Origin of the sequence: Notoacmeibacter marinus (assembly GCF_002238045.1) — a bacterium.
Taxonomy (GTDB): Bacteria; Pseudomonadota; Alphaproteobacteria; order Rhizobiales; family Rhizobiaceae; genus Notoacmeibacter; species Notoacmeibacter marinus.
Genome location: NZ_NBYO01000002.1, coordinates 707,576 through 732,022 on the forward strand (window position 1 = coordinate 707,576; position 24,447 = coordinate 732,022).

Here is a 24,447-nt window from a genome sequence, read left to right on the forward strand (position 1 = left end):
CGAGAGGAGCTAAATTAGGCTAATAGTAAAATTGATACCGCTGGGAAATTACGAAGTTTATGCCATTTTTCCGTGAGGGCGTTGGTCGTTTAATTCGCCCTTGCAAAGCCACGCGCATCTAACGATCTTCGCTCGATAGTTTTTTCAAATCGGAACTCCATCATGTCCCCTCTCGATATTGCGCTGATCGTCCTGGCCGTCCTTGTCTTGCTGACGCTTTACATGGCGGTGACGATCGTGCCGCAGGGCTACAACTACACGGTGGAGCGCTTCGGGCGGTACACTCGCACCCTCTCGCCGGGCCTGTCGCTGGTGACGCCCTATATCGAGCGGATCGGCTCCCGCATGAACATGATGGAGCAGGTGCTCGACATTCCGAGCCAGGAAGTCATCACCCGCGACAATGCGACGGTGATGGTCGATGCGGTGGCCTTCTACCAGGTGCTGAACGCCAGCGCCGCGTCCTACGAGGTGGCGGGGCTGGAAAATGCGATCCTGAACCTGACCATGACCAATATCCGCTCGGTCATGGGCAATATGGATCTCGATCAGCTTCTCTCCAATCGCGACGTCATCAACGACCAGCTGCTGCGTGTGGTGGACGAAGCGACTTCGCCATGGGGCGTGAAGATGACGCGGATCGAGATCAAGGACATCTCGCCGCCAACCGATCTGGTCGAGGCGATGGGCCGGCAGATGAAGGCCGAGCGCCTGAAGCGCGCAGAAATCCTGGAATCGGAAGGCCGCAAGCAGAGCGCCGTTCTCGAGGCGGAGGGCCGCAAGCAGGCCGAGGTTCTGCAGGCGCAGGGCCGTCGCGACGCCGCCTTCCTCGATGCCGAGGCGCGGGAGCGCTCCGCCGAAGCCGAAGCGAAGGCGACCGAACTGGTTTCCGTCGCCGTCGCCAATGGCGATGTCGCCGCGCTCAACTATTTCGTGGCGCAGAAATACACCGAGGCCGTCACGAATATCGGCAGCGCACCCAATTCCAAACTGATCCTGATGCCGCTGGAGGCCTCTTCGCTGATCGGCTCGCTCGGCGGCATCGGGCAACTGGCGCGCGAAGTCTTCGGCGATACGCCGGTAACGCCACCCTCGGAAGCGCCGGCGCCGTCCAGTCAGCCGCCGCGGTTTCGCGTGCCGCGCTCGGGCCGTTCGCAGGACGAAGCCTGATGGCGGCCGGGCGACCAATCGGCTAACATGACGCAATGAGTTTTCTGATCGAACAGCTTGGCGTCTGGCTCTGGATCATCGGCGGTTTCGTTCTGCTTCTGCTGGAACTGCTGATTCCCGGTGTGTTTCTGCTCTGGATCGGTCTGGCGGCGCTGGCCACCGGCGCTATTGCGCTTGTCGCTATCGGGCCCGCCGCCGACTGGCTGGTCTGGCAGGTGCAGGTGGCGATCTTTCTGGTCCTTTCCGCGGTCTTTACGATCACGGGACGCCGCTACGCCAACGCTCCGGGCGACAAGGCAAGCGAAACGCTCAATCGTCGCGGTGATGCGCTGGTCGGACGGACGGCAACGCTGATCGAGCCGATCGTCAACGGTCATGGCCGCGCACGGATCGACGATAGTTCCTGGCGGGTGGCCGGACCGGATCTGCCCGCTGGCGCCAAGGTGCGCATTCTAAGCGCCGCTGAGGGCCATCTGACCGTCGAAGCGGCATGATACCGCAACCACCTTCGGCAGCGGCGGCAAATCTTTCTTAACCATAGGCGCTTACGGTTCGTTCACCATTGGCCGGCTTGGGCCGGTTGCCGCCTATGGAGTGCCGACAGCGTGCGCACGAAGCGTCCATCAATATTGCGCCGTCATGCCGCCTTCGTGCTGTCGCTCATCGGCGCGCTTGCGCTGCCGACGCATGCATGGCCGCAGACGGCGAACGATCGGCTCCTGGCGCAGGTCGAACCGCGCGGCTCGCTTCGCGATCTTCTGGACGAGCAGCAGCAGCTTATCGACCGGAACCTCCTGGCCAGCGATCCTCTGCCCGATCCGATTGCCGAAGCCGAGCGGCAGCAACGGACCCAGTCCGAGCTGTTCGATCCCGCGGGTGTGCCGACACCGCGACGCCGCCCCGTATTCGGTTCGACTGGTGAAGACAGGACCTCGACGCCGGATGAAGGTGCGATCGCTGCGGGACGTGAAACCGAAGCCCGCCCGGAACGCCCTTCCTTTCGATCGCGGCCGACAGATGCGCAGCAATCGGCGCGGCCCGCCCGCCCTTCGAGAGCTGCAGATCCAGCCGTCTCGCGCCAGCGCAACGCCGAGGAGCGCCGGGACGAAGAGGAACGCCTCGTCCAGGAAGAGCGCGAACGTGAGCAGGAAGCCCTTTCCACAGGCGGCATTCGTCAGGGAAGCACCCTTACGCCGGACGCCGAGGACTATGAGCGCGCCCAACCGGTTGGTGCGGCGCTGGCGCAATCGGCAGGTGAGCGCCGCGACGAAACCGACCCTTACGAGGCCGAGGGCATCCGGTTCGGCAATCTCATTTTGCGCCCCTCCGTCGAGACCGGCATCCGCGTTACCGACAATGTCGACCTGACGCCGCAGAAGGAAAGCGCCGTTCTGTCCGAAACGACGCTACGCCTCGAAGCTGAGGCGGACGGCGCGGAAAGCATCGCGACCATCGATGGTTTTCTGACCTATGAAAAAGCGCTATCGGGTCCCGATCTCTCCGAACCGGAAGGCGGCGTAGAGGCGGTAGCGAGCTACAATCTGACGCGGGAACTGCGCCTCAATGGCAGTGTGCGCTACGCGGGCGATTATGAAGGGGCCGAAGCTCCCTATTCACCCGGCGTCTCTTTTACCGAATCCAGTTTCGAACACAGCTTTGGCAGTACGCTCGGCATCGAGAAATATGCCGGGCCCCTTCGCTACTCGATCACCGGCGAAGCGGACAGAACCGTCTACTCCGATGTCGACACTGCCACCGGAACGGTTTCCCAGGACGACCGCAACTCGTCTTTGCTGAATCTTCGGCTGCGCGGCGGTTATGAAATTTCGCCGGCTCTTATACCCTTCGCGGAACTGGAAGTCGGTCGCCGCTTCTACGACAATGAAGTGGATGCTGATGGTTTCGAGCATTCGGCGGACCGGTATGCGCTGCGCGGCGGCGTCCGGTTCGACCTGTCGGACAAGCTGAGCGGCGAGATCGCGGTGGGCTATCTGACCGAGCGGCCCGACGATAGCAGGCTGGCCGATGTCGACGGCTGGAGCGTCGAGGGACAGGTCGCATGGTCGCCCATGCGCGGCACTGACATCACCCTTGGTCTGCGGACCGATGTGGAAGGCGCGACGACACTCGGCGCGTCCGGCTCGCTTCTGCGCGGCGTTGACCTGACAGTATCGCGCCGTTTGCGGGCCGATCTGGAGCTCTCCGCCGAATTGACAGCAGAACGGCGTGACTATGTGGCCACGGACGATGAGGATACGATCCTTTCGGCCGAAATCGGTGCGACCTACTGGATGAACCGGTCGGCAGCCATTATCGGCAGGCTGGCCCATGAGCGCCAGACAAGCACCCTGCCCGGTCGCGATTACCGAGCCAACAGCGCCTTCCTCGGCCTGCGTCTTCAGCATTGACAGTCGCATAAGCGCCACAGCGGCGGGCCATTTTCATGCCGTTTTCTAAGGGTATGCAAATTTGCATACGGGTTGGACTGCGCGGATCGATGGTAAACGGTTCCTTAAGTGTAGCGACCCAATATGGGGATGATTGAAATCGACTTGAGGGTAATGCCGATGCCGTTCCGCCGATTTGCCAGCCGCCTCGCGCGCGGCCTGTCCGTTCTCGCGATTGCCGCAGTGCCGGTTCTCGTCTCCGCGCCAAGTTATGCGGATGCAGGCTTTCAGCGCTGGATCAAGGATTTCCGCTCCGTTGCGCTCCGCAACGGTATTCGTCCCGCGACCTATGATCTCGCGTTTCGCGGCGTGACCGATCCGGATCGCGAGGTTCTGCGCAAAGCCAACAATCAGGCCGAGTTCAAGGCTCCGATCTGGCAGTATATCGACAATCAGGTCAATGAAGACACGATCGCCATGGGCAAGGCGATGAAACGCAAATACGGCTCGGTCCTGAGCCGGATCGAAAAGCGTTTCGGCGTGCCGGCTGAAGTCGTTCTGGCCATCTGGTCGATCGAGAGCCAGTACGGCGAGTATCTGAAGAAGACCGACCGGCTGCACTACGCGCCGCAGGCACTGGCAACCCTGGCCTACGCCGACCGCCGCCGCGCCAAATTCGCGCGCGGTCAGCTTATTGGCGCGCTGAAGATCCTTCAGTCCGGCAACATCGACCGCCGCCATCTGGCGTCCTCCTGGGCCGGCGCGATGGGCCACACCCAGTTCATCCCGACCTCCTACCTCGCCTATGCCGTCGATTTCGACGGCGACGGCAGAAAGGACATCTGGAACAGCGTGCCCGATGCCCTTGCCACCGCCGCCAATCTGCTCAAGCGCAATGGCTGGGAAACCGGTCGGACCTGGGGCTACGAGGTCGTGCTGCCGAAGAACGGCAAGAAGTTCTACGGCGGTTGGCAGTCTCTGCGGGCCTGGGAACAGGCTGGCATTCGGCGTACACATGGCCGCCAGTTCACGATCAATGACAAAGCCACGTTGAAGGTGCCGGACGGCCGCAACGGGCCGGCATTCCTTGCAGTCAAGAACTTCCAGGTTCTCAAACGCTACAACAACGCCGACAAATACGCGCTTTCGGTCGCGATCCTGTCCGATCGCCTCGCTGGCTACGACGAACTCTATGCCGATTGGAACCGGCCGTTCGAGCCGCTTAACTCGCGCGAGAAGCGCGAATTGCAGTCGCATCTGGCCCGCCATGGGCTTTACGATGGCGCGATCGACGGCAAGATCGGCGGCGGCACGATGGGGGCGATCACCGCCTTTCAGTCGCGTACTGGCTTGACGGTCAACGGCTTCCCTTCCATGGAAGTGCTGAACAAACTGCGCCGCTGACCTCGTGGTTGGCGGATAGGAGGAGCCGATGAAGCCCGCGCCGATCCGCCGGTCCATATCACCGATCGCCCGCCTTCTGATGGCGGGCCTTCTGGGACTGGCCTTCGTCATTGGCGGCGATGGCCTGCTCTTGCCCGGTGATGCGCAGGCGCAGAACTTCTTTTCCAAAATCTTCGGCCGGGACAAGGACAAGAACGCTGCCCAGACCCGGCAGACCCTTCGCAAGAAACGGGTTCAGCGCGCCAAACCGCGTGCCGTAAAGCGGCGCAAGGCCGTTCCGAAAAAGCGCAAACCGGTCATCGCCAAGAAACCTGCAAAGCCGCAGCGGCAGACCGTACAGAAGGCGCAAGACGCCAAGAAAGTTCTCGTCGTCGGGGATTTCATGGCAGGCAATCTGGCCGATGGCCTTTCCGAACGCTTTTCCGACAACCCCGACATTCTCATGGTCGCCCGCGATAATGGCTCGTCGGGCCTGGTCCGTGACGATTACTACGACTGGCCGACGCAACTGGTCCGGATCGTCGGTGAAGAGAAGCCGGACGTTCTAATCGTCATGGTCGGTGCGAATGACCGCCAGGCCATGCGCGTCGATGGACGTGCGCGGCAAGTGCGTTCGAGCGAATGGAACGCTGAATATCGCGAGCGTGTGCAGGCCATCGCTGACATTGCCGGTACGGCGGACATTCCGCTCATCTGGGTCGGTCAGCCCTCCTACAAATTCAGTTCGATGAACACCGATATGCTGGCCTTCAACGAGACCTACCGCACCGTGGTCGAAGCGCAGCAGGACCGCTTCGTCGATGTCTGGTCGGGTTTCGTCGACGAAGATGGCAATTTCGTTTTCACCGGCCCGGATGTGAAGGGCCAGATGGTGCGCCTGCGCGCCAGCGACGGCATCAACATGACTGCCGCCGGCGACGAGAAGCTGGCATTCTATACGGAGAAGGCGCTGGATGAGGCGCTTGGCGGCCTGATTTCCGGAGAGCCGGCCCTCGTCACCGCTCCGAGCGAGGGACTGGCCCTGCCCGAGGTGACATCGCTGACGCGGACTCCCGTCTATAAGATCGACGATCCCGAGCTGGACGGTGCGGACGCCCTGTTCGACATTCCTGTCGTCGCCGATGGCGAAGATGACGATCTGCCGGTAACGAGCGGCTTGCCGCCCCGCTCACCAAATGGCCGTGCGGCCGATTTCGGCGGGATAACCAGACTACCGGACGAAGGCCGTGCCGACGGGGCCGATCAACAGGTATCGGTACGACCGAGCCTTGGCCCGACCGGTTCCTCGACTGAGGCGGTTTCAGCCAACTAAACCAGCAATACAACCCTTTAACGCCGATTTAAGAATATTCTTATGTAATCTTGGGTTGCGTGACTTGGTCTATTCATTGATTTACGTAACGTAAGATTCGAGATGTCCTATTTAACCGAAGAATAACCGAGGTTACGAACGACATGGCCAGACGCATTCATCTCGGGTTCGGCATTTTGAAGATCAAGACAATCTGGGAGTTGCGAGGGTTCGAGCGGCGCGGCGAAATTCCGGTCTGGTCGATCGGGAATGCCTATTTCTGCTGGCATTCCAGGTTCCGTTAACAGATGCAAGGTCCCGGAACTTTCTCTCTCTACCTCTGCCCTCCCGCACATATCCCTACGACGATTTCTGATAATCCAATCGTGATCGAGAGCGCTGCGCCTTAGCGCGGCAGGAGACTTTCGCCCATCAACGATTCATCGATAGCCCGCGCCGCCTGCCGACCTTCGCGGATCGCCCAAACGACCAGGCTCTGGCCGCGGCGAACGTCACCGGCAACGAAGAGCTTGTCGATATTGGTGCGATAGTCGCGATCGTTGCCGACCACGTTGACCGAACCGCGCCGGTCGGTGTTGGTCGTCAGACGCTCGCCGAGATCGGATAGGACGCCCTGCTGCGACGGGCCGGCGAAACCGATGGCAATGAAGGCGAGATCGGCCGGAATAACGAACTCGGTGCCCTCGATCGGGTTGCGCTTTTCATCGACCTTGGCGACCTTGACGCCGGTCAGGCGGCCATCCTCGCCCACGAAGGAGATCGTCGCCACCTGAAACTCCCGCTCGGCGCCTTCGGCCTGGCTGGAGGAGGTCCGCATCTTCGTCGCCCAATAGGGCCAGACGGTCAGCTTGTCTTCCTTCTCCGGCGGCTGCGGGCGGATATCGAGCTGGGTGACGCGCGTGGCGCCCTGGCGGAAGGATGTGCCGACGCAATCCGACGCCGTATCGCCGCCACCCACGACGACGACACGCTTGCCGCCCGCGCTGACTTCATGATCGAGCGCCCAGGCGACCGATTGCGGGTCTTCCCGGCCGACGCGGCGGTTCTGTTGAACCAGAAACGGCATGGCATCGTAGACGCCATCGAAATCGGCGCCCGGAATGCCTGCTGCGCGCGGCGTTTCGGATCCACCGCAGAACAGAACGGAATCGTATTCTTCGATCAGCGAATCGACGGAGCGGTCAACGCCCACCTCCACATCGCAGTGGAAGGTCACGCCTTCGCCTTCCATCTGGGTCACGCGCCGGTCGATCAGATGCTTTTCCATCTTGAAGTCGGGAATGCCGTAGCGCAGCAGCCCGCCCGGCTTGCTCTCGCGTTCGAACAGATCGACCTTGTGGCCAGCACGCGCAAGCTGCTGGGCGGCGGAGAGCCCCGCCGGGCCGGAACCGATAATGGCAACGCGCTTGCCGGTCTGCTTCTCAGCCGGACGCGGGCGGATATAGCCGGTCTCATAGGCCTTGTCGGCAATGGCCTGCTCGATCGTCTTGATGGCGACCGGCACGTCTTCGAGGTTGAGCGTGCAGGCTTCCTCGCAGGGCGCCGGGCAGATGCGACCGGTGAACTCCGGAAAATTGTTGGTGGAGAAGAGATTGACGATCGCCTCTTCCCACTGCTCGTTATAGATCAGATCGTTCCAGTCCGGGATCTGGTTGTGGATCGGACAGCCGGTCGGGCCGTGGCAGAAGGGAATGCCGCAATCCATGCAGCGGGCGGCCTGCTTGCGCACCTCGCCCTCTTCCATCGGAATGGTGAATTCCTTGAAATGGCGAATGCGGTCGGATGCCGGCTGATATTTCGGCTCCTGCCGGTCGATCTCAAGGAACCCCGTGACCTTGCCCATAGGTATCCAACCCCTGTCTTCCGCGCGCCATCCGCGCTCGCGCGCCTTGTAGCGCACACCATCATCGTTCTTCAATGTCGCGAAAGCGGCTTTGCCCCCGCAAGAGAGACGACTATTCCAGCGTCACCGCCGTGCCCGACGCCACCACCATCAGCATGGAAGACGACCCATTGCCCGAGGTGATGTTCTCATAATCCAGATCGACGCCGACGACGGCATTGCCGCCGAGGCGCTGCGCCTCGTCGCCCATTTCGCCAAGCGCCAGTTCGCGGCCCTGTCGCAGGCTCTTCTCGTAGGAGCCAGACCGCCCGCCCACAATATCGCGGATCGATGCAAAGAAGTCGCGGAAGACATTGGTGCCGAGAATGGCTTCGCCCGTCACGACGCCGTGATAGGCGACGATGCGGCGGCCTTCGACATTAGGTGTGGTCGTGATGATCATTCCGCGGCCACTCCCATCTTGTTGCGCTCCATCTCTTCCAGCGCGCGTCGATATTCGACCGGCATGACCTTTCGGAATTTCGGCCGGTAATCGACCCAATTGTCCAGAATGGTCGCCGCCCGGTCGGAGCCGGTGTGACGCTTGTGATTGGCGATGAGCTGATAGAGCCGCTCCTCGTCATGGCTGGTCATGTCGTCCAGCACGTCGACGAGGCCCTTGTGCATCAGATCGCCGCCGTGATGGTGCAGCTTCTCCAACATGTCGTCCTCTTCCGGCACCGGCTCCAGCTCGACCATCGCCATGTTGCAGCGCGCGGCGAAGCTGTCGTCCTCGTCCAGAACATAGGCGACGCCACCGCTCATGCCGGCCGCGAAGTTGCGGCCCGTTTCGCCCAGAACCACCACGACCCCGCCGGTCATGTATTCGCAGCCATGATCGCCGACGCCTTCGACCACAGCGACAGCGCCGGAATTGCGGACCGCGAAACGCTCGCCGGCAACGCCGCGGAAATAACATTCGCCCTCGATCGCGCCGTAGAGAACGGTGTTGCCGACGATGATCGATTTCGACGGTTCGATGGCGGCGTTTTCCGGCGGACGGATGATGATCCGGCCGCCCGACAGGCCCTTGCCGACATAGTCGTTGCCGTCGCCGATCAGGTCGAACGTCACGCCCTTGGCGAGAAACGCCGCGAAGCTCTGGCCCGCCGTGCCGCGCAGGGTGACGTGGATCGTATCGTCGGCGAGACCCTTATGGCCGAACGCCTTGGCCACCCGGCCCGACAACATGGCGCCCGCCGAGCGGTCGACATTACGGATATCCGTCTCGATCCGCACCTGCTGGCGCGAGGTCAGCGCCGGCTCGGCTTCTTCGATCAGCTTGCGATCCAGAATCTCGTGGATCGGATGATCCTGCCGTTCCGTCCAGCGGATCTGTTCCGGCGCGGCGTGCGGCTTGAAGAAGACCTTGGAGAAATCCAGGCCTTGGGCCTTCCAGCTGTCGATCATCTCCTTCTTGCCGAGCAGATCGGAACGCCCGATCATCTCGTCGAGCTTGCGGAAGCCCATGGCGGCCATGAGTTCACGCACCTCTTCGGCGACATAGAAGAAGTAATTGACGACATGCTCCGGCGCACCCTTGAAGCGCTTGCGCAGCACGGGGTCCTGCGTGGCGACACCCACCGGGCAGGTGTTGAGGTGGCACTTGCGCATCATGATACAGCCTGCGGCGATCAGCGGCGCGGTCGAGAAGCCGAACTCGTCGGCGCCGAGCAACGCGCCCACGATCACGTCGCGGCCCGTTCGCAATCCGCCATCGACCTGCAGGGCAATGCGCGAACGCAGATTGTTCAGAACCAGCGTCTGATGCGTTTCCGCAAGCCCCATCTCCCACGGGCTGCCGGCATGTTTCAGCGAGGTGAGCGGCGACGCGCCCGTGCCGCCATCATAGCCGGAAATGGTGATGTGATCGGCGCGCGCCTTGGCGACGCCGGCAGCCACCGTGCCGACACCGACTTCCGAGACCAGCTTGACCGACACGTCGGCCTCTGGATTGACGTTCTTCAGATCGTAGATGAGCTGCGCCAGATCCTCGATCGAATAGATGTCGTGATGCGGTGGCGGCGAGATCAGCCCGACGCCCGGCGTCGAATGGCGCACCTTGGCGATGGTCGCGTCCACCTTGTGACCGGGCAACTGCCCGCCCTCGCCGGGCTTGGCGCCCTGCGCGACCTTGATCTGCATCATGTCGGAATTGACCAGATATTCGGCCGTCACGCCGAACCGTCCCGACGCCACCTGCTTGATGGCCGAGCGCTCCGGGTTCATCCCGCCCGTGGCGAGCGGGTTGTAGCGATCGGGCTCTTCACCACCTTCGCCGGTATTGGACTTGCCGCCCATCTGGTTCATGGCCCGCGCCAGCGTGGTATGCGCCTCGCGGCTGATCGAGCCGAAGCTCATCGCGCCCGTGGAGAAGCGTTTGACCAGTTCGCTGGCCGGCTCGACCTCGGAAATGTCGACCGGCTCGCGGCCGTCTTCTTCCGCGGTTCTGATCTGGAACAGCCCGCGAATGGTCTGCGCGGCGTTCGCCGCCTCGTTCACCTGTTCGGAAAACTCGCGGAATGTCTCGTAACTTGATGTACGGACCGCATGTTGCAGCGAGGCCACCGAATCGGGCGTCCAGACATGCTTTTCACCGCGCATCCGATAGGCGTATTCGCCGCCGACATCGAGATTGCGGCGCAGCACCGGATCGTCGGAAAACGCCAGATAGTGGCGCATGGCTGTCTCTTCGGCGATCTGGGCGATACCGACGCCTTCAATCGTCGTGGCCGTACCGGTAAAGTATTTCTCGACGAAATCGGTCGATAAACCGACCGCATCGAAGATCTGCGCGCCGCAATAGGACTGGTAGGTCGAAATGCCCATTTTGGACATGACCTTCAAAATGCCCTTGCCGATGGCCTTGATGTAGCGTGTGACGACCTCGCTCGCATCGACCTCCGGCGGGAAGGCGCTGTTCTTGTGCTCGTCCAGCAGCGTGTCGAAGGCGAGATAGGGGTTGATCGCTTCGGCGCCGAAGCCGGCAAGGCAGCAGAAGTGATGCACTTCGCGCGGCTCGCCCGATTCCACGACCAGACCGGCGGAGGTCCGCAGCCCCTTGCGGATCAGGTGATGATGAACCGCGGCCGTCGCCAGTAGCGCGGGAATAGCGATCCGGTCCGGCCCGATCTGACGATCCGACAGGATAATGATGTTGTAACCGTTATGAACGGCCTTTTCGGCGATCTCGCAGAGCCGCGAAACCGCACCCGGCAGCCCGCCCGCGCCCTGCCGACCATCATAGGTGATGTCGAGGGTCTTGGTGTCGAAACGGTCGTCCGTATGGCCGATGTTGCGGATCTTCTCCAGATCCGCATTGGTCAGGATCGGCTGGCGCACTTCCAGCCGCTTGCGCTTGGACGCGCCCTCATGGTCGAGCAGGTTCGGCCGCGGCCCGATGAACGAGACGAGGCTCATCACCAGCTCCTCGCGGATCGGGTCGATCGGCGGGTTCGTCACCTGCGCGAAGTTCTGCTTGAAATAGGTGTAGAGCAGCTTGGACTTGTCGCTCATCGCGCTGATCGGCGTATCGGTGCCCATCGAGCCGATGGCTTCCTGACCGGTCGTCGCCATCGGCGCCATCAGCAGGCGCACGTCCTCCTGGCTGTAACCGAAGGCCTGCTGGCGATCGAGGAGCGAGACATCCTTGCGGAGGGCGCGCGGCTCCACCGGCGCCTGGTCTTCCAGAATGATCTGCGTACCGTCCAGCCATTCGCGATAGGGGTGCAGTTCGGCCAGTTCGCTCTTGACCTCGGCATCGGAAACGATCCGCCCCTTGCCAAGGTCGATCATCAGCATCTTGCCGGGCTGGAGCCGCCATTTGGTGACGATCTCCTCATCGGCGACCGGCAGCGTGCCGGCTTCCGATGCCATGATGACGCGGTCGTCCTTGGTCACGATATAGCGCGCCGGCCGCAGGCCGTTGCGGTCCAGCGTCGCGCCGATAATGCGCCCATCGGTGAAGGCCACGGCGGCCGGCCCATCCCAAGGCTCCATCAGCGCGGCGTGATATTCGTAGAAGGCCTTGCGGTCCTCTTCCATGAGCTTGTTGCCGGCCCAGGCTTCCGGGATCAGCATCATCATGGCGTGGGTGAGCGAATAGCCGCCCTGCATGAGAAATTCGAGCGCATTGTCGAAGCAGGCCGTATCCGACTGCCCTTCATAGGAAATGGGCCACAGCTTCTGGATATCGTCGCCGAACAGGTCGGACGAGACCGAAGCCTGCCGCGCCGCCATCCAGTTCACATTGCCGCGCAGCGTGTTGATCTCGCCATTATGGGCGACCAGCCGGTAGGGATGGCTGAGCTTCCAGCTCGGAAAGGTGTTGGTCGAAAAGCGCTGATGGACGAGCGCGAGAGCGCTTTCGAAGCGCTCATCGGCAAGATCCTTGTAATAGCGACCGAGCTGATAGGCCAGGAACATGCCCTTATAGACGATGGTGCGGCTGGAGAGCGAAACCGGATACCACCCATTGTCGCGGCCAGCCGTCTCGGCATGGATGCGCTGGCTGACGACCTTGCGCAGAATATAGAGCCGGCGCTCATACTCGTCGTCGCTGTCGAGCCCTTCGGGCCGGCCGAAGAAGGCCTGCCGGTGAATAGGCTCGGAGGCGACGATGTCCGGCGCCTTCGAAAGTGATGAATTGTCGACCGGCACGTCGCGGAAGCCGAGAAACGGAACGTTCTCGCTATGCGCGGCGGCGCGGATGATGTCCTCGATATGGGCGCGCAGATCGGCATCCTGCGGCATGAAGAAATGGCCAACGCCGTACTGTCCGGCATCCGGCAGATCGACGCCGGTTTCCGCCATGACCTCCTGGAAGAAACGATGGGGTATCTGCACCAGCATGCCAGCGCCGTCGCCCATCAACGGATCGGCGCCGACGGCGCCGCGATGGGTGAGGTTCTCAAGAATGAAAAGTCCATCCTTGACCATCTGATGGCTATGGCGGTTCTTCATGTCGGCAACGAAGCCGACGCCGCATGCATCATGTTCGTTGCGCGGATCATAAAGACCGCGCGGGGAAGGCAGACCCGTTTTCGGAAGAGCCGCTATATGTGCTGCGTTGCTCCGTTCCGTCATCGCCCTACCTCCGTCATGCCCGCATACTGGGCGAATATCACCATATATTAGACCAAGCGAAGGCTTTTTCATCGACCGCCCTGAATCTGGGCGTTGTCGCGAAAAAACCGGCCGGAAAATCGCGCCAGCCGGTCGTCAGAACCCCCGTCGGATAAGACAGCATTGCTGTCCTATTTGAATTTATCGCACAATTGCGTGACAGCTTCAAGCGCCGGCATAGGCAAGGCTACGCGGGCGACAAACAAAAAGGGCGGCGCAAAATGGCGCCGCCCCTTCAGAATGCAGTTGTTTCAGACGCTTATTCGGCCTGACCTTCGATCTGCGGCGCCGCGGTCTCCTTGGCGGAGCCGATTGCGATACGGCGCGGCTTCATCTCTTCCGGCACGTTCCGCTTCAGATCGATATGCAGAAGGCCGTTCTTCAGGCCGGCCGCCGTGACTTCGACGTGATCGGCCAGCTGGAAGCGGCGCTCGAACGCGCGGGTCGCGATACCGCGATGCAGGAACTGGCGCTCTTCGCCGTCCTCATCCTCGGCCTTCGCAGCCTTGACCGTCAGCACATTGCGATGCGCCTCGACGGACAGTTCGTCTTCTTCGAAGCCGGCGACCGCCATCGTGATCCGATAGGCATCTTCTGCCGTCCGCTCGATATTATAAGGCGGGTAGGACGGTGTGTTCTCCGGCTGAGCAAGACTGTCCAGCAGCGTGAACATACGGTCGAAGCCGACCGTGGAACGGTAGAGAGGGGAAAAATCGACATGACGCATGGTTGTGTCCTTTCATAAAGCGACATGGTTTGCGTGTTCTGCCCTTCTTTGCGCACCCGGTGGCCGGCGTGCGGGAAGGACGATTGCAACCCCAATTCGGGCGGCTGCGGACCATATGTGGGAAGTCGAATTTTCCGGTTCAAGACTTTCAAATGATAGTGCGAAACACCCTGCCTTATTTGCGCCGCAACTCTGAATGCCGCCTGAACGCTCTCTTCGGGCTGGGTTCAACCGGGCCCCGTTACAACCGGTCAAGCTTCGGCTCTCGGAAGGGACCGGAGCCGCCGGGTGGACGGATCCGTCCCTTCTCCGATCCGCCCGGCTCCTTCTTCTTTTTAAGTGATGACCTCTGCGACCCCGTTCACGCGTTGCCTTGCGTGAATGGGGTCATTATGCCTTGAGCACCAAGGAAAGACGGAACGCACCTATGGCCTCGCAGGCAGAGCTTCGACATCGGCACGAGGAACGGCCCTTGCTGGACGCCGGACCCGAGGGCGTTCTATTCCAGATGGATGGCAACCCGATGCCGCCCCTGATCGACGCCGGTCATCTGCAGGTCGAAGACGATCAGCACATTCGCTATGCTCGGTTTGCGGCGCGCAAAGCGCCCAAACGCGGCACAATCGTTCTGTTGAGCGGCCGCAACGAAACCATCGAAAAGCTGTTCGAAACGATCAATGATCTGGGCGGTTTTGGCTTCGATGTCGTGACATTCGATTGGCGTGGCCAGGGCGGCTCATCGCGTCTGCTACGCAACCCGAACAAGGGCTATCTGGACAGTTTCGACACCTGGCGGGACGACATCGAGGCGATCTTCCGGCAGGTCGTGCTGCCGGACTGCCGTGGCCCCTACTATCTGCTCGCCCATTCCTCCGGCGCGCTCGCCGCCCTTTATGCCGGGCCGAACCTCCTGACACGGGTCTCACGCATGGTCCTGCTGTCGCCATTTGTCGGTTTCGGGCCTCTGCCGCTGCCGCCGAACTGGGTGGGGCGCATCGCACACTGGCTGGTCGCGCTCGGTCTCGGTTCGATCACGATGTGGGGCAAGGCCAAACCCGACGCCGCCAAACCGTTCGTTACCAATCGCCTGACATCGGATGCGGCGCGCTATGCGCGAAACAGAAAGATCGCCGAAGAGCGCCCCGACCTGACGCTGGGTGGGCCGACGGTCGCCTGGGTCGATGCCGCGGCCCGGGCCATTGCCAGGGTCAATGCACCATCTCATTATTCGCATATCAAGACGCCGACGCTGTTCGTGATCGCCGGTTCCGACCGCGTGGTGTCCGCGCCGGCCGGCGCGCGGCTGGCGGGCGTCATGCGTTCTGCCGCGTCGGTCACGGTGGACGGCGCGAAACACGAATTGCTTCAGGAAGCCGATCTGTTCCGCGAGCAGGCTCTCGCCGCTATCGACGCCTTCTTCCGTGACGATTGAGACGCGCGGCCAGACTTAGCCGCCGCGCAAACGCTCGCAGGCCGCATCGTATAAATCGGGGGTTGCAGCTGCGACGATCGTGCCGGCGTCTTCGGCCGGGCCGCCATCGGCGCGTCCGATCGTGCCGCCGGCCTGCCGGACAAGCGGGATGAGCGCCATGATGTCGTAGCTGTTCAGCCCCGGTTCGACCACGAGATCGGCCTGCCCCGACGCCAGCATGGCGAAACCGTAGCAATCCGCGCCATAGCGATGCAGCTTGATACTTCCGAGCAGACGTTCGAAACCCACCGCCTCGTCGCCGCGCCAAAGATGCGGATCGGTGGTGAACAGACGCGCGGCCGAAAGTGTCCGGCAATCGCTGACGCGAAGATCGCGCGATCCGAATCGACTTTCGACGAAGGCGCGCTCGCCATCGGCGATGAAGGTCTCGCCGAGATAGGGCTGCGCCAGAAGGCCCGCAACGGCGGTGCCATCCTCCACCAGCCCGACCAATGTGCCCCAGAGCGGTACCCCGCAAATGAAGGACCGCGTGCCGTCGACCGGATCGATCACCCATTGGCGGGCTGCATCGGCACGGACCGTGCCGAACTCTTCGCCCTCGATGCCGTCATCCGGGAAACGCTCTTCGATAGCTTGGCGGATGGCGCGCTCGGCCGCCCGGTCCGCTTCCGTGACCGGATCGAACGCCGCATGCTCCTTGTTGTCCACGGCGATCGGCTCGCGAAAACGCGGCAGTGTCTCGCGCGCGGCGCACTGCGCCAGCTCACGCAGAAACGCTGCCATTTCAGCAGGATCGGTCGCATTGTTCATCGGAAGGGCCTGCAAGTGTCGGTTTATTCGGCAGCGGCGGGCGTAGCGCGCATCCATTCCGCTGGCAAGCGGCTCAATTCTTCCACGAACACCGTAAGGGTCCCGCAGAGCGCATCGAAATCCCGTGTCCTCTGATAGGTCTTCTCATCCAGATAGAGCGCGCGATTGATCTCGATCTGCAGGGCGTGGCGCATATGTGCCGGCCGGCCGTAACGCTCGGTGATGAAGCCGCCGGCATAGGGCCGGTTATGCGCCACGCGGAAACCGGCATCGCGCAGCAGCCGGATCGCTTGTTCGGAAAGGGCCGGATGGCATGCCGTGCCGAAGCGGTCGCCCACAATGATGTCCGGCGTCGGCCCGGCATCGGCAAAGCGTGTCGTCGAGGGCATGGAATGACAGTCGACGAGAATGGCTTGGCCGAACCGGTCGAAGGTCTCTTCGATCAGCGCCGACAGACAATCGTGATAGGGCATGTAGAGCGCTTCGATCCGCTCCAGCGCCTCGCTGGCCGGCAGCTTTTCCCGATAGATCGGCTGCCCTTCTGCAACGATGCGCGGCACCGTGCCGAGCCCGCCGGCCACGCGCGGCGAGCGGCTGTTGATGCCCGCCGGCAGATCGCCGGAAAACATCCGCGGGTCCAGTTCGAACGGCTCGCGATTTACATCCAGATAGGCGCGCGGAAAATGCGCCATCATGAGCGGCGCGCCGAGCGCGACGACATTTGTGAACAGCTCATCCACAAAAACGTCTTCGCTGCGACGAACCCCATTGGCGTCGAGGCGGCTGGATGCGATGAAGCGTCGCGGATAATGACGTCCGCTATGCGGCGAGTTGAAGAGGAAAGGAATGGTCTGCGTGGCCGGTATGCGAACCGAAAAGGGTACCACGGTTTCGAAATCGGAATGAACGCTCATGAACCCACTGTCTTCAACAGATCGCGGAACAATGTCATGGACGAAAGGTCCAGTCCAGCCATACCGTTTACCTCTTCTTTACCCGGTTCCATCCATATGGTTAACAAAGTCGGAACCTCCACCGGGCGCTTTCGCCCGCCACAGCTTTGGAACAAGCGATGAAGCGAATTCTCCTCGCCGAAGACGATAACGACATGCGCCGCTTCCTGGTTCGCGCGCTCGAGCGGGCCGGCTATGCGGTCATCGATTTCGACAATGGCGCCAGCGCATACGATATTTTGCGCGAAGAGCCGTTCAATCTGCTGCTGACCGATATCGTGATGCCGGAAATGGACGGGATCGAACTGGCCCGCAAGGCCACCGAGATCGACCCCGACCTGAAGGTCATGTTCATCACCGGCTTCGCCGCCGTCGCGCTGAACCCCGATTCGAACGCGCCGAAGGATGCCAAGGTGCTGTCCAAGCCGTTCCATCTGCGCGACCTCGTCGACGAGGTGGAGAAAATGCTTCAGGCGGCCTGAGGCTTTCGCACCCTGCATCGGTGGAAAAACCGGCGCGATTAGCCATTGACGATTCCGGGCGGGCATGATTAATGCCGCCCTCACGGATGGGCGTGTAGCTCAGCGGGAGAGCACTTCGTTGACATCGAAGGGGTCACAGGTTCAATCCCTGTCACGCCCACCATCCGTTCCCCACGACTGACCGATCTGCCAAAATCGCGCCGCCCGAACCACGGCCGGCGTCGTTTCTGCTGTCAGAATCGCCCTGGATCGAACGCCGTCACCGTCACGGCCGGAGGGCGACCCGCCGCAAGCGCCGCCACCAGTTCCGCCGTGCCCGCCGACTGCGTCAGTCCGAGATGGCCGTGACCGAAGGCGTAGATCACGCGATCCGCTGCGGACGAGCGACCGATGACGGGCAGGCTGTCGGGCAGCGAGGGACGGAACCCCATCCATCGCGTCCCGCTCGTCGGCTCGAACCCGTTCAGGAAGCGCGCGGCCTTGCGGACAAGCACATCGGCGCGCCTGTAATTGGGCGGCAGGGACAGCCCGCCGAGTTCGACCGCGCCGCCGACACGCAGCCCCTCGCCGATTCGCGTCACCACGAAACCGTGATCGCTAAAGGTCAGATGGGTCCTCAGGTCGAAACCGGCTTGCGGAAAGGTCGTATTGTAGCCGCGCTCGGTCTCCAGCGGGATTCGCTCGCCCAGCGTCGCGGCCAGACGGTGCGACCACGCCCCGGCGGCCACGACCACCTGCCCTGCATGAAGCACGCCCCTGCCCGTTTCGACCTCGACGCCGCCTTCCACGGGTCGCAGGGCGCGAACGTCCATTGTCTCGATCGCGCCGCCGGCTGCGGTGAATCGCCCCGCGAGATGGTCCGTCCATCGGGCCGGATCGACTGTGTTGATCCAGCCGGGCGTGAAGCCCGCATGGGTGAAGCGGCAATCGAGGCCCGGTTGAATGTCGGCAATGGCGTCGCGGCTATCCAGAAGGTCGAATGCGATCCCATGACGCCGCCTTTCCTCCCATGACGGCAGGCTGGCCTTGAAGCTGGCCTCCCCCTCATAGAGCTGCAATTGGCCTTCGCGCCGCATGAAGGGCTCGCCGTCGACCCTGGCGATCAACCGTTCCAGCGCCGCCTGCGACAGCCGCATCAGATCGGACTGCGCCTGCACCGCAGCCACGTAGCGATCCTTCCGGCTCGCCCGCCAGAAACGCAGCATCCAGGGCGCGATCCGAAGCGCATAGGCCGGTGGAATCGACAGTGGCCCCAGCGGGTCGAGCAGCCATTTCGGCGCCTTGCGCATGATCCCGGGCGTCGCCAGCGGCTCGATCTCCGGAAAGGCAAAGGCGCCCGCATTGCCGAAGGAGGTTTCCGCCGCCACGCCCTCACGGTCCACGATGCGGACCGTGAGGCCCTCCGCCTGCAGCGCAAGCGCCGCGGTGACGCCGATAATGCCGGCCCCGATGACGACGATCTCGTTCGATTTCGGTTGCGCCATGGCGAACCTCCTGGCTGGGCGGACAAACACGCCGTTCTGCTGCGACGACACGCCGCACAGCGCGACGGATCAGACGGCGATGCCGCGCCGGTAGGGGTCGCTCTCGTCGAAGATCAGCGTGCTCTCGGCCATCACCCACGCACTGCCGGTGATGGAGGGGATCACGCCGCCATGGTCGCCCTTCCGGTAGCGCAGCCGATAGGTGCTGCCGATCACGCTTTCCTGCACGATCTCTTCGCCCTCGGCGAGCCGGCCGTCTGCGGCGAGGCAGGCCAGCCGCGCCGAACAGCCCGTACCGCACGGCGAGCGGTCATAGGCGTCGTCGGGGCACAGAACGAAATTGCGGCCATGGTTCGCCGGGTCGTCGGCCGGGCCGCACAGCATCACGTGATCGATGTCGTGGCCCGCCGCCAGAACCGCCTCGCGGATCGCCATGGCGGTTTCGGTCAGTTGATGGGTGTTCGAGGGCGTCACCGGAACCGGGCTCGGATCGACGATGAAGAAGGCGTTGCCGCCATAGGCGACATCGCCCGAAACCGTGCCGACCCCGGCGATCTCCACTGTCACGCCAGCCGCGATGCGCCGGCTTTCGATATTGGTGACGGTGACGGTGTTGGCGTCCAGCAGATCGACGGTCACGATGCCGGCGGGGGTTTCGATCCGGTGCCGACCGAGGCCGATACGTCTGAGACGGTGCAGCGTCACCGCAAGGCCGATCGTGCCGTGGCCGCACATGCCGAGCACCGCGCCGGCATCGAAATGGATGACGCCCGCCGCGCAGTCCGGATCGACCGGCTCGACGACAAGCGCGCAGACCATCGCCACCTGTCCGCGCGGCTCCAGCACCACCGAGCGGCAGAACTCCAGATGATCGCTCGCGAGCCGCGCCGCGCGCTTCGCCAGAGGGCCGGAGCCGAGATCCGGCCCGCCATCGAGGATGACGCGCGTCGGCTCACCGCCCGTATGGCTGTCGATCACATGCATTCGGCGATGACCCCGCCCTGCTTCGACCAGTTAGCGAACCACCGGATGAAGCGGTGGAACTGCGCCTCGCAGAACCGTGCCTGCGAGGCCGAGAGCTCGTCCGTCTCGTTGATGTTGAGGCGGTATTCCTCTTCGCCCTTCAGCACCATGAGATGTTTGAAATAGAGCACCAGATCGACGCCCTCGTCGAATTTCGCGAGCACAGAGAAGGCGTCGGCCAGTTCGCGGGCGCGCAGATCCGCTTCGGGGCAGCCTTCCGCCGCGCGTTTCGACAGCGCCACCTGCAGCAGCGTTTCCTTCGGGAAGATCGAGCCGATGCCGGTAATCGCGCCAGCCGCGCCGCAGCGCACGAAGCCGTGATAGACCTCGGTGTCGACGCCGACCATCAGGATCACCTCATCGTCGCGCGAGGTGATGTGCTCCGCCGCGTAGCTGAGATCGGCGCTGCCGCCGAACTCCTTGAACCCGACCAGATTGGGGTGCGCATCGCGCAGCGCGAAGAAGAGATCGGCCCGCGTCGTATAGCCGTAATAGGGGCTGTTATAGATGATCGCCGGTACATTCGGCGCGGCGTCGAGGATCGCCGTGAAATGGTTGCGCTGGGCGGCGGCGGAGAGCCCCCGCGACAGGACGCGCGGAATGACCATCAGCCCCGCCGCGCCGACCTTTTCGGCATGGGCGGCATGGGCGACGGCGGAGGCGGTGTTGATCGCGCCAGTGCCGACCACGACCGGCACGCCGGCTTTCGTCAGCCGCTCCACGCCCTCCATCCGCTGCGCATCCGACAGAAGCGGCCAGTCGCCGCACGAGCCGCAATAGACCACGCCGGACATGCCGGCATCCACCAGTTCCCGACCCTTGCTCACCAGAGCGTCGAAATCGGGCTGGCGATCCGCCGTGCACGGCGTAAGAAGCGCCGGAATGGTGCCGAAGAAGACGTCCCTGTTCATTGCGATTTCTCCCTGCGCGACAATCGCTCCGTTCGAGCCATGAGCCCGGCCAGGCAGCTTGTCTCCTGATCGCACCTATGCTTAAAGAAAGAAAATTGGTAAGAAAAGAAAAATATGGCGCAGCCAGAAAACTTGCGGGACGGGCACCCCGACGCCGATTGGCAGAGCGAGCGCCAGCGGCTGCGCGCCGATCTGGGCGGCCGCATGAAGGCGGAGCGCCAAGCCGCCGGCCTGACGCTGGAGGCGGCCGCGCAGCGCTCGGGCCTGGCCCTCTCCACCATCCACAAGATCGAGAACGGGCGCGTTTCGCCGAGCTATGAGAATCTGGTGCGCATCGCCCGCGCCTATGAGATCGGCATGGAGCGCCTCTTTTCCGCCGATCATGAGAGCCCGCAGACCACCCGCATGACGGTGACGAAAGCGGGCGAGGGCCGCATCGTCCGCTCGCGCAACTTCGAATATGAGGTGCTGTGCAACGCGCTGGCGGACAAGAAGATCATCCCGCTCGTCACCCTCGTCGAACGCCGCGCGCCGCTGATCCCAGCCGATCTGGAAGCCCATGACGGCGAAGAGACGCTCTATGTCCTCACCGGCCGCGTCGAACTGGTGGTCGAGCACTACGCGCCGGTGACGCTGGAGCCGGGCGATTGCGCCTATTTCGACAGCACGCTGAAACACGGGCTGCGGGCGCTCGACGACACCGAAACGAAGATCTTCTGGGCCTGCACCTATACCGATCTGGGAACGAAGGAGCCGCAGCCATGACCGAGGAGACCACCCTCTCCGTCGAGGCGCTGTTCGAGCGCGTCCGCAACATCTTCGAAAAGGCGGGCGTGCGGCTGCAAAGCGCCGAGGCGGTGGCGCGCACCATCGTCGCCGGCGAACGCGACCATTGCAAATCGCACGGCATCTACCGCATCGAAGGCTGCCTGCGGGTGCTCGCTGCCGGCAAGGTCTCGCCCGATGCGGTGCCGCAGCTCCACGATAGCGGCAAGGCGGTGATCGAGGTCGACGCCGGCAGCGGCTTTTCCAACCCGGCCTTCGAGGCGGGCAAGGCGGCGCTGGCCGAGCGCGCCCGGCAGAGCGGCCTTGCCGCCCTTGTCATCCGCGACTGCCTGCATTTCTCGGCGCTGTGGCACGATGTGGAGGCCCTGGCGGAGATGGGCCTGGCCTCGCTCTCCCTATGTCCGAGCTATGCGTTCGTCGCGCCCGCCGGCGGCAAGGAGCCGCTGCTCGGCACCAATCCGCTGGCCTTCGGCTGGCCGCGTCCGGGCCAAAACCCTTACGTCTTCGATTTCGCAACATCCGTCGCCGCGCGCGGTGAGATCGAGCTGCACCGCCGCGCCGGCACCCCCATTCCCGAAGGGTGGGCCGTCGATAAAGACGGCGCGCCGACCACCGATCCGGACGCCGCGCTCACCGGCGCGATGCTGCCCTTTGGCGCCCATAAGGGCTCGGCCATCTCCACCATGATCGAATTGCTGGCCGGCGCCATGCTGGGCGAATTCATGAGCAGGGAGGCGCTCGATTTCATGGGCGGCGGCGCGCTTCTGCCGCGCCATGGCGCGCTGATCGTCGCCTTCGATCCGGCGACCTTCGCCGCGCGCAGCGGTCGCGATCCGCTGGCCGAGGGCGAGAAGCTGCTCACCGCCTTCGGCGCGCAGGGCGCGCGCCTGCCCTCCCAGCGCCGCTTCGCCGCCCGCGCCAAATCGCTGGCAGAGGGCATCGCGCTGACCGAAGCGGAGATGGACCAGCTCGACCGTTTCGAACAGCATGGCCTCGCCGCCCTTACCGGCTGAGGCGGCTTGTCGCAGTCGAATGAGGGGCTTTGCCCCTAGCGCGGCACGAAATAGCGCGGCGTTTCGCGTTCATCTCAAGCAAGTAGGGGGCAAATCACTTGACCCATGTATTTTTACGCCTCACGTTTTCCTCGCTGGCATCGGGAGATTGATGCCGCATGCGATGGTAGCTCAGTTGGACGGAGCACCCCTCTGCTAAAGGGATGGTCGAGGGTTCGAGAGTCCCTCCCATACCCTTGCGCAACCTCGTTTTTTGAGGCCCAATGCGGAAATGGCCGACGCAAAGCCTCTTCCGCAGAACATTGCTGACCTTGTTGGACAGCCCAAATCAATTCAAAACCTGCCGCCTTGGGATTACGACTCTGATCCCAGGTATGCGACAGTTTGTCCGGTCCTTGATGTGGACGGAATAACTGTGGGCGGGCTTTATTTGCGCGTAAAGGTATCGAAGGATCACATTGATCGAGACGCATTGGTGCAATTGGAATTTGGCCAATCACGGCGCTCTCGCATTCCACTCATCAGATTGGAGTGGCGGCCTTTTGGGTTCCACTTGAATAGGCCATGTTGTGAGGGCCCAGCGGAAATCTATGGCTCTCACTTCCATCCATTCGAAGCGAACTTTCTCAGTAGCGAAGGGCGAATGCGTGGCGGCAATTTACCTTGCGCTTACCATATTGACCCTGACCCTGGAGTATTGTCGGATTTCTTTGCTTTAGCATCAGATACATGTATGATTCTCGATGGTTGGAGGCTTTTCCCGCCGGAGATTAAGGCCTCTGCGTTCTGGCAAAGTTCAAATGATTGATATTATTGGCAGAGACATATCGGGACATGTAGACGCGGCGCTATCAAGGCTTTTCCGCGCAGAGCATTTTCGTGCCGGGTCCATTGTATCGATTCCAATAATGTACCCCAGCGGCGCTGCGGTGAACGTGGAACTCACTTCGCAAAACGATGTGTTTTTCGTGAGTGATCGAGGTGGAGCGTACCACGAAGCTGAGATGATGGGGACTGAGCGACAATTCAGATCAGAAGCCGAGGGGTTGGCTGCCGAGGCAGGAATAGGATTTGATGGTCGCGAAATGTTCATGGCACGAGCCACGGCGGAAACGCTTTCGCGCGCTATTACGGTCGTTGCCAATTGTTCAAAGCAGGCGGTCGATAAGACTATTCTCAGCGCATCTGAAAGAGCTTTTGAGGAATCCCGTGACCGCCTCTATCATCGTTTGGTGAAGGTTTATGACAATGCAAGGGTTGAGCGGGACGCCCATGTTATTGGCCAAAGCCGAGGATGGAGGGTTTCTGTTCTAGTGTCGTCCGCTGGCACGAGAGCGGTATTTGAAACGATTCGTAAGCATCACGCTTCTGTTGGAAGCGTGGTAATGAGATTTCAGGACTTTAGAAACATTGAGCATCCGCCGCATAGATTTGCAGTTAAAACGGAGGACTTGGGCGATTACAGGGGCTTAGTTGCATCCGTCTCAAGCAAAATTGTTGATGCTAAGGCAGGTGACGATCAATTTATTCGGTTGATGGCCGCATGA

Annotated in this window: 20 protein-coding genes and 1 tRNA gene; 12 read left to right on the top strand and 9 right to left on the bottom strand. The window is 62.4% G+C overall.

Translation table 11 applies throughout. From position 1 onward, the window contains the following. Positions 1 to 162 precede the first annotated feature (162 nt). The 6 genes from B7H23_RS11525 (at position 163) to B7H23_RS16060 (ending at position 6,557) form a co-directional block, all read left to right on the top strand. The gene (locus B7H23_RS11525) at positions 163 to 1,170 is read left to right on the top strand and encodes an SPFH domain-containing protein (RefSeq protein ID WP_094077529.1); all 1,008 of its coding nucleotides are present in this window, start codon (positions 163 to 165) and stop codon (positions 1,168 to 1,170) included. A gap of 35 nt (positions 1,171 to 1,205) precedes the next feature. After that, a complete protein-coding gene (locus B7H23_RS11530; RefSeq protein WP_094077530.1) occupies positions 1,206 to 1,664 on the top strand; it encodes an NfeD family protein in 459 nt (152 codons plus the stop codon). Between the two features lie 111 nt (positions 1,665 to 1,775). Beyond that, positions 1,776 to 3,578 (top strand): outer membrane beta-barrel protein, encoded by a 1,803-nt coding sequence (locus B7H23_RS11535; RefSeq protein ID WP_158215826.1) that lies wholly within the window; start codon positions 1,776 to 1,778, stop codon positions 3,576 to 3,578. A 159-nt stretch (positions 3,579 to 3,737) separates the two neighbouring features. Beyond that, a complete protein-coding gene (locus B7H23_RS11540; protein ID WP_094077765.1) occupies positions 3,738 to 4,961 on the top strand; it encodes a lytic murein transglycosylase in 1,224 nt (407 codons plus the stop codon). A 28-nt stretch (positions 4,962 to 4,989) separates the two neighbouring features. Further along, positions 4,990 to 6,273 carry an SGNH/GDSL hydrolase family protein gene (locus B7H23_RS11545; RefSeq protein WP_094077532.1) on the top strand — a complete coding sequence of 428 codons (1,284 nt, stop codon included), beginning with the start codon at positions 4,990 to 4,992 and terminating at the stop codon, positions 6,271 to 6,273. Positions 6,274 to 6,416: 143 nt separating this feature from the next. Next, a complete protein-coding gene (locus B7H23_RS16060; protein WP_158215827.1) occupies positions 6,417 to 6,557 on the top strand; it encodes a hypothetical protein in 141 nt (46 codons plus the stop codon). A gap of 101 nt (positions 6,558 to 6,658) precedes the next feature. Here the strand turns inward: B7H23_RS16060 and B7H23_RS11550 are convergent, their stop codons facing one another. From B7H23_RS11550 to B7H23_RS11565, 4 genes are all read right to left on the bottom strand, one after another. After that, a complete protein-coding gene (locus B7H23_RS11550) occupies positions 6,659 to 8,116 on the bottom strand; it encodes a glutamate synthase subunit beta (RefSeq protein ID WP_094077766.1) in 1,458 nt (485 codons plus the stop codon). Positions 8,117 to 8,228: 112 nt separating this feature from the next. Beyond that, entirely contained in the window at positions 8,229 to 8,558 is a 330-nt protein-coding gene (locus tag B7H23_RS11555; RefSeq protein WP_094077533.1) for a heavy metal-binding domain-containing protein, read from the bottom strand. Then, entirely contained in the window at positions 8,555 to 13,240 is a 4,686-nt protein-coding gene (gene gltB, locus B7H23_RS11560) for a glutamate synthase large subunit (protein ID WP_094077534.1), read from the bottom strand. The genes B7H23_RS11555 and gltB overlap by 4 nt, the downstream gene beginning before the upstream one ends. Positions 13,241 to 13,538: 298 nt before the next feature. Next, positions 13,539 to 14,006 carry an Hsp20 family protein gene (locus tag B7H23_RS11565; protein ID WP_094077535.1) on the bottom strand — a complete coding sequence of 156 codons (468 nt, stop codon included), beginning with the start codon at positions 14,004 to 14,006 and terminating at the stop codon, positions 13,539 to 13,541. Positions 14,007 to 14,433: 427 nt separating this feature from the next. Between B7H23_RS11565 and B7H23_RS11570 the strand changes: the two genes are divergently transcribed. Further along, positions 14,434 to 15,438 carry an alpha/beta fold hydrolase gene (locus B7H23_RS11570; RefSeq protein ID WP_240535078.1) on the top strand — a complete coding sequence of 335 codons (1,005 nt, stop codon included), beginning with the start codon at positions 14,434 to 14,436 and terminating at the stop codon, positions 15,436 to 15,438. A 15-nt stretch (positions 15,439 to 15,453) separates the two neighbouring features. On the opposite strand, the gene hisN is transcribed toward B7H23_RS11570, so the two are convergent. Both hisN and B7H23_RS11580 read right to left on the bottom strand, forming a co-directional pair. Beyond that, positions 15,454 to 16,248: a histidinol-phosphatase gene (gene hisN / locus B7H23_RS11575; protein ID WP_240535079.1), complete on the bottom strand. Its 795-nt coding sequence runs from the start codon at positions 16,246 to 16,248 to the stop codon at positions 15,454 to 15,456. Positions 16,249 to 16,271: 23 nt separating this feature from the next. Further along, the gene (locus B7H23_RS11580; protein ID WP_094077536.1) at positions 16,272 to 17,162 is read right to left on the bottom strand and encodes an N-formylglutamate amidohydrolase; all 891 of its coding nucleotides are present in this window, start codon (positions 17,160 to 17,162) and stop codon (positions 16,272 to 16,274) included. 158 nt (positions 17,163 to 17,320) lie between these two features. Between B7H23_RS11580 and cpdR the strand changes: the two genes are divergently transcribed. Beyond that, the gene (gene cpdR, locus B7H23_RS11585) at positions 17,321 to 17,683 is read left to right on the top strand and encodes a cell cycle two-component system response regulator CpdR (RefSeq protein ID WP_094077769.1); all 363 of its coding nucleotides are present in this window, start codon (positions 17,321 to 17,323) and stop codon (positions 17,681 to 17,683) included. A gap of 88 nt (positions 17,684 to 17,771) precedes the next feature. Then, positions 17,772 to 17,846: transfer RNA gene (locus tag B7H23_RS11590), tRNA-Val, on the top strand. A 70-nt stretch (positions 17,847 to 17,916) separates the two neighbouring features. On the opposite strand, the gene B7H23_RS11595 is transcribed toward B7H23_RS11590, so the two are convergent. The 3 genes from B7H23_RS11595 to B7H23_RS11605 form a co-directional block, all read right to left on the bottom strand. Continuing rightward, positions 17,917 to 19,167: an NAD(P)/FAD-dependent oxidoreductase gene (locus tag B7H23_RS11595; protein WP_094077537.1), complete on the bottom strand. Its 1,251-nt coding sequence runs from the start codon at positions 19,165 to 19,167 to the stop codon at positions 17,917 to 17,919. 69 nt (positions 19,168 to 19,236) lie between these two features. Beyond that, the gene (locus tag B7H23_RS11600; RefSeq protein ID WP_094077538.1) at positions 19,237 to 20,151 is read right to left on the bottom strand and encodes a 4-hydroxyproline epimerase; all 915 of its coding nucleotides are present in this window, start codon (positions 20,149 to 20,151) and stop codon (positions 19,237 to 19,239) included. Continuing rightward, positions 20,142 to 21,101, bottom strand: a complete 960-nt coding sequence (locus tag B7H23_RS11605; protein WP_094077539.1) for a dihydrodipicolinate synthase family protein — start codon at positions 21,099 to 21,101, stop codon at positions 20,142 to 20,144. Before B7H23_RS11605 ends, B7H23_RS11600 begins: the two co-directional genes overlap by 10 nt. A 114-nt stretch (positions 21,102 to 21,215) precedes the next feature. On the opposite strand from B7H23_RS11605, the gene B7H23_RS11610 reads away from it, so the two are divergent. The 3 genes from B7H23_RS11610 to B7H23_RS11625 all read left to right on the top strand — a co-directional run bounded on the left by B7H23_RS11610 (position 21,216) and on the right by B7H23_RS11625 (position 24,447). Further along, positions 21,216 to 21,866 carry a helix-turn-helix domain-containing protein gene (locus B7H23_RS11610; protein WP_094077540.1) on the top strand — a complete coding sequence of 217 codons (651 nt, stop codon included), beginning with the start codon at positions 21,216 to 21,218 and terminating at the stop codon, positions 21,864 to 21,866. Beyond that, positions 21,863 to 22,900, top strand: coding sequence for an Ldh family oxidoreductase (locus B7H23_RS11615; RefSeq protein ID WP_094077541.1), 1,038 nt, complete (start codon positions 21,863 to 21,865; stop codon positions 22,898 to 22,900). The genes B7H23_RS11610 and B7H23_RS11615 overlap by 4 nt, the downstream gene beginning before the upstream one ends. A gap of 800 nt (positions 22,901 to 23,700) precedes the next feature. Further along, positions 23,701 to 24,447 carry a hypothetical protein gene (locus B7H23_RS11625; protein WP_094077542.1) on the top strand — a complete coding sequence of 249 codons (747 nt, stop codon included), beginning with the start codon at positions 23,701 to 23,703 and terminating at the stop codon, positions 24,445 to 24,447.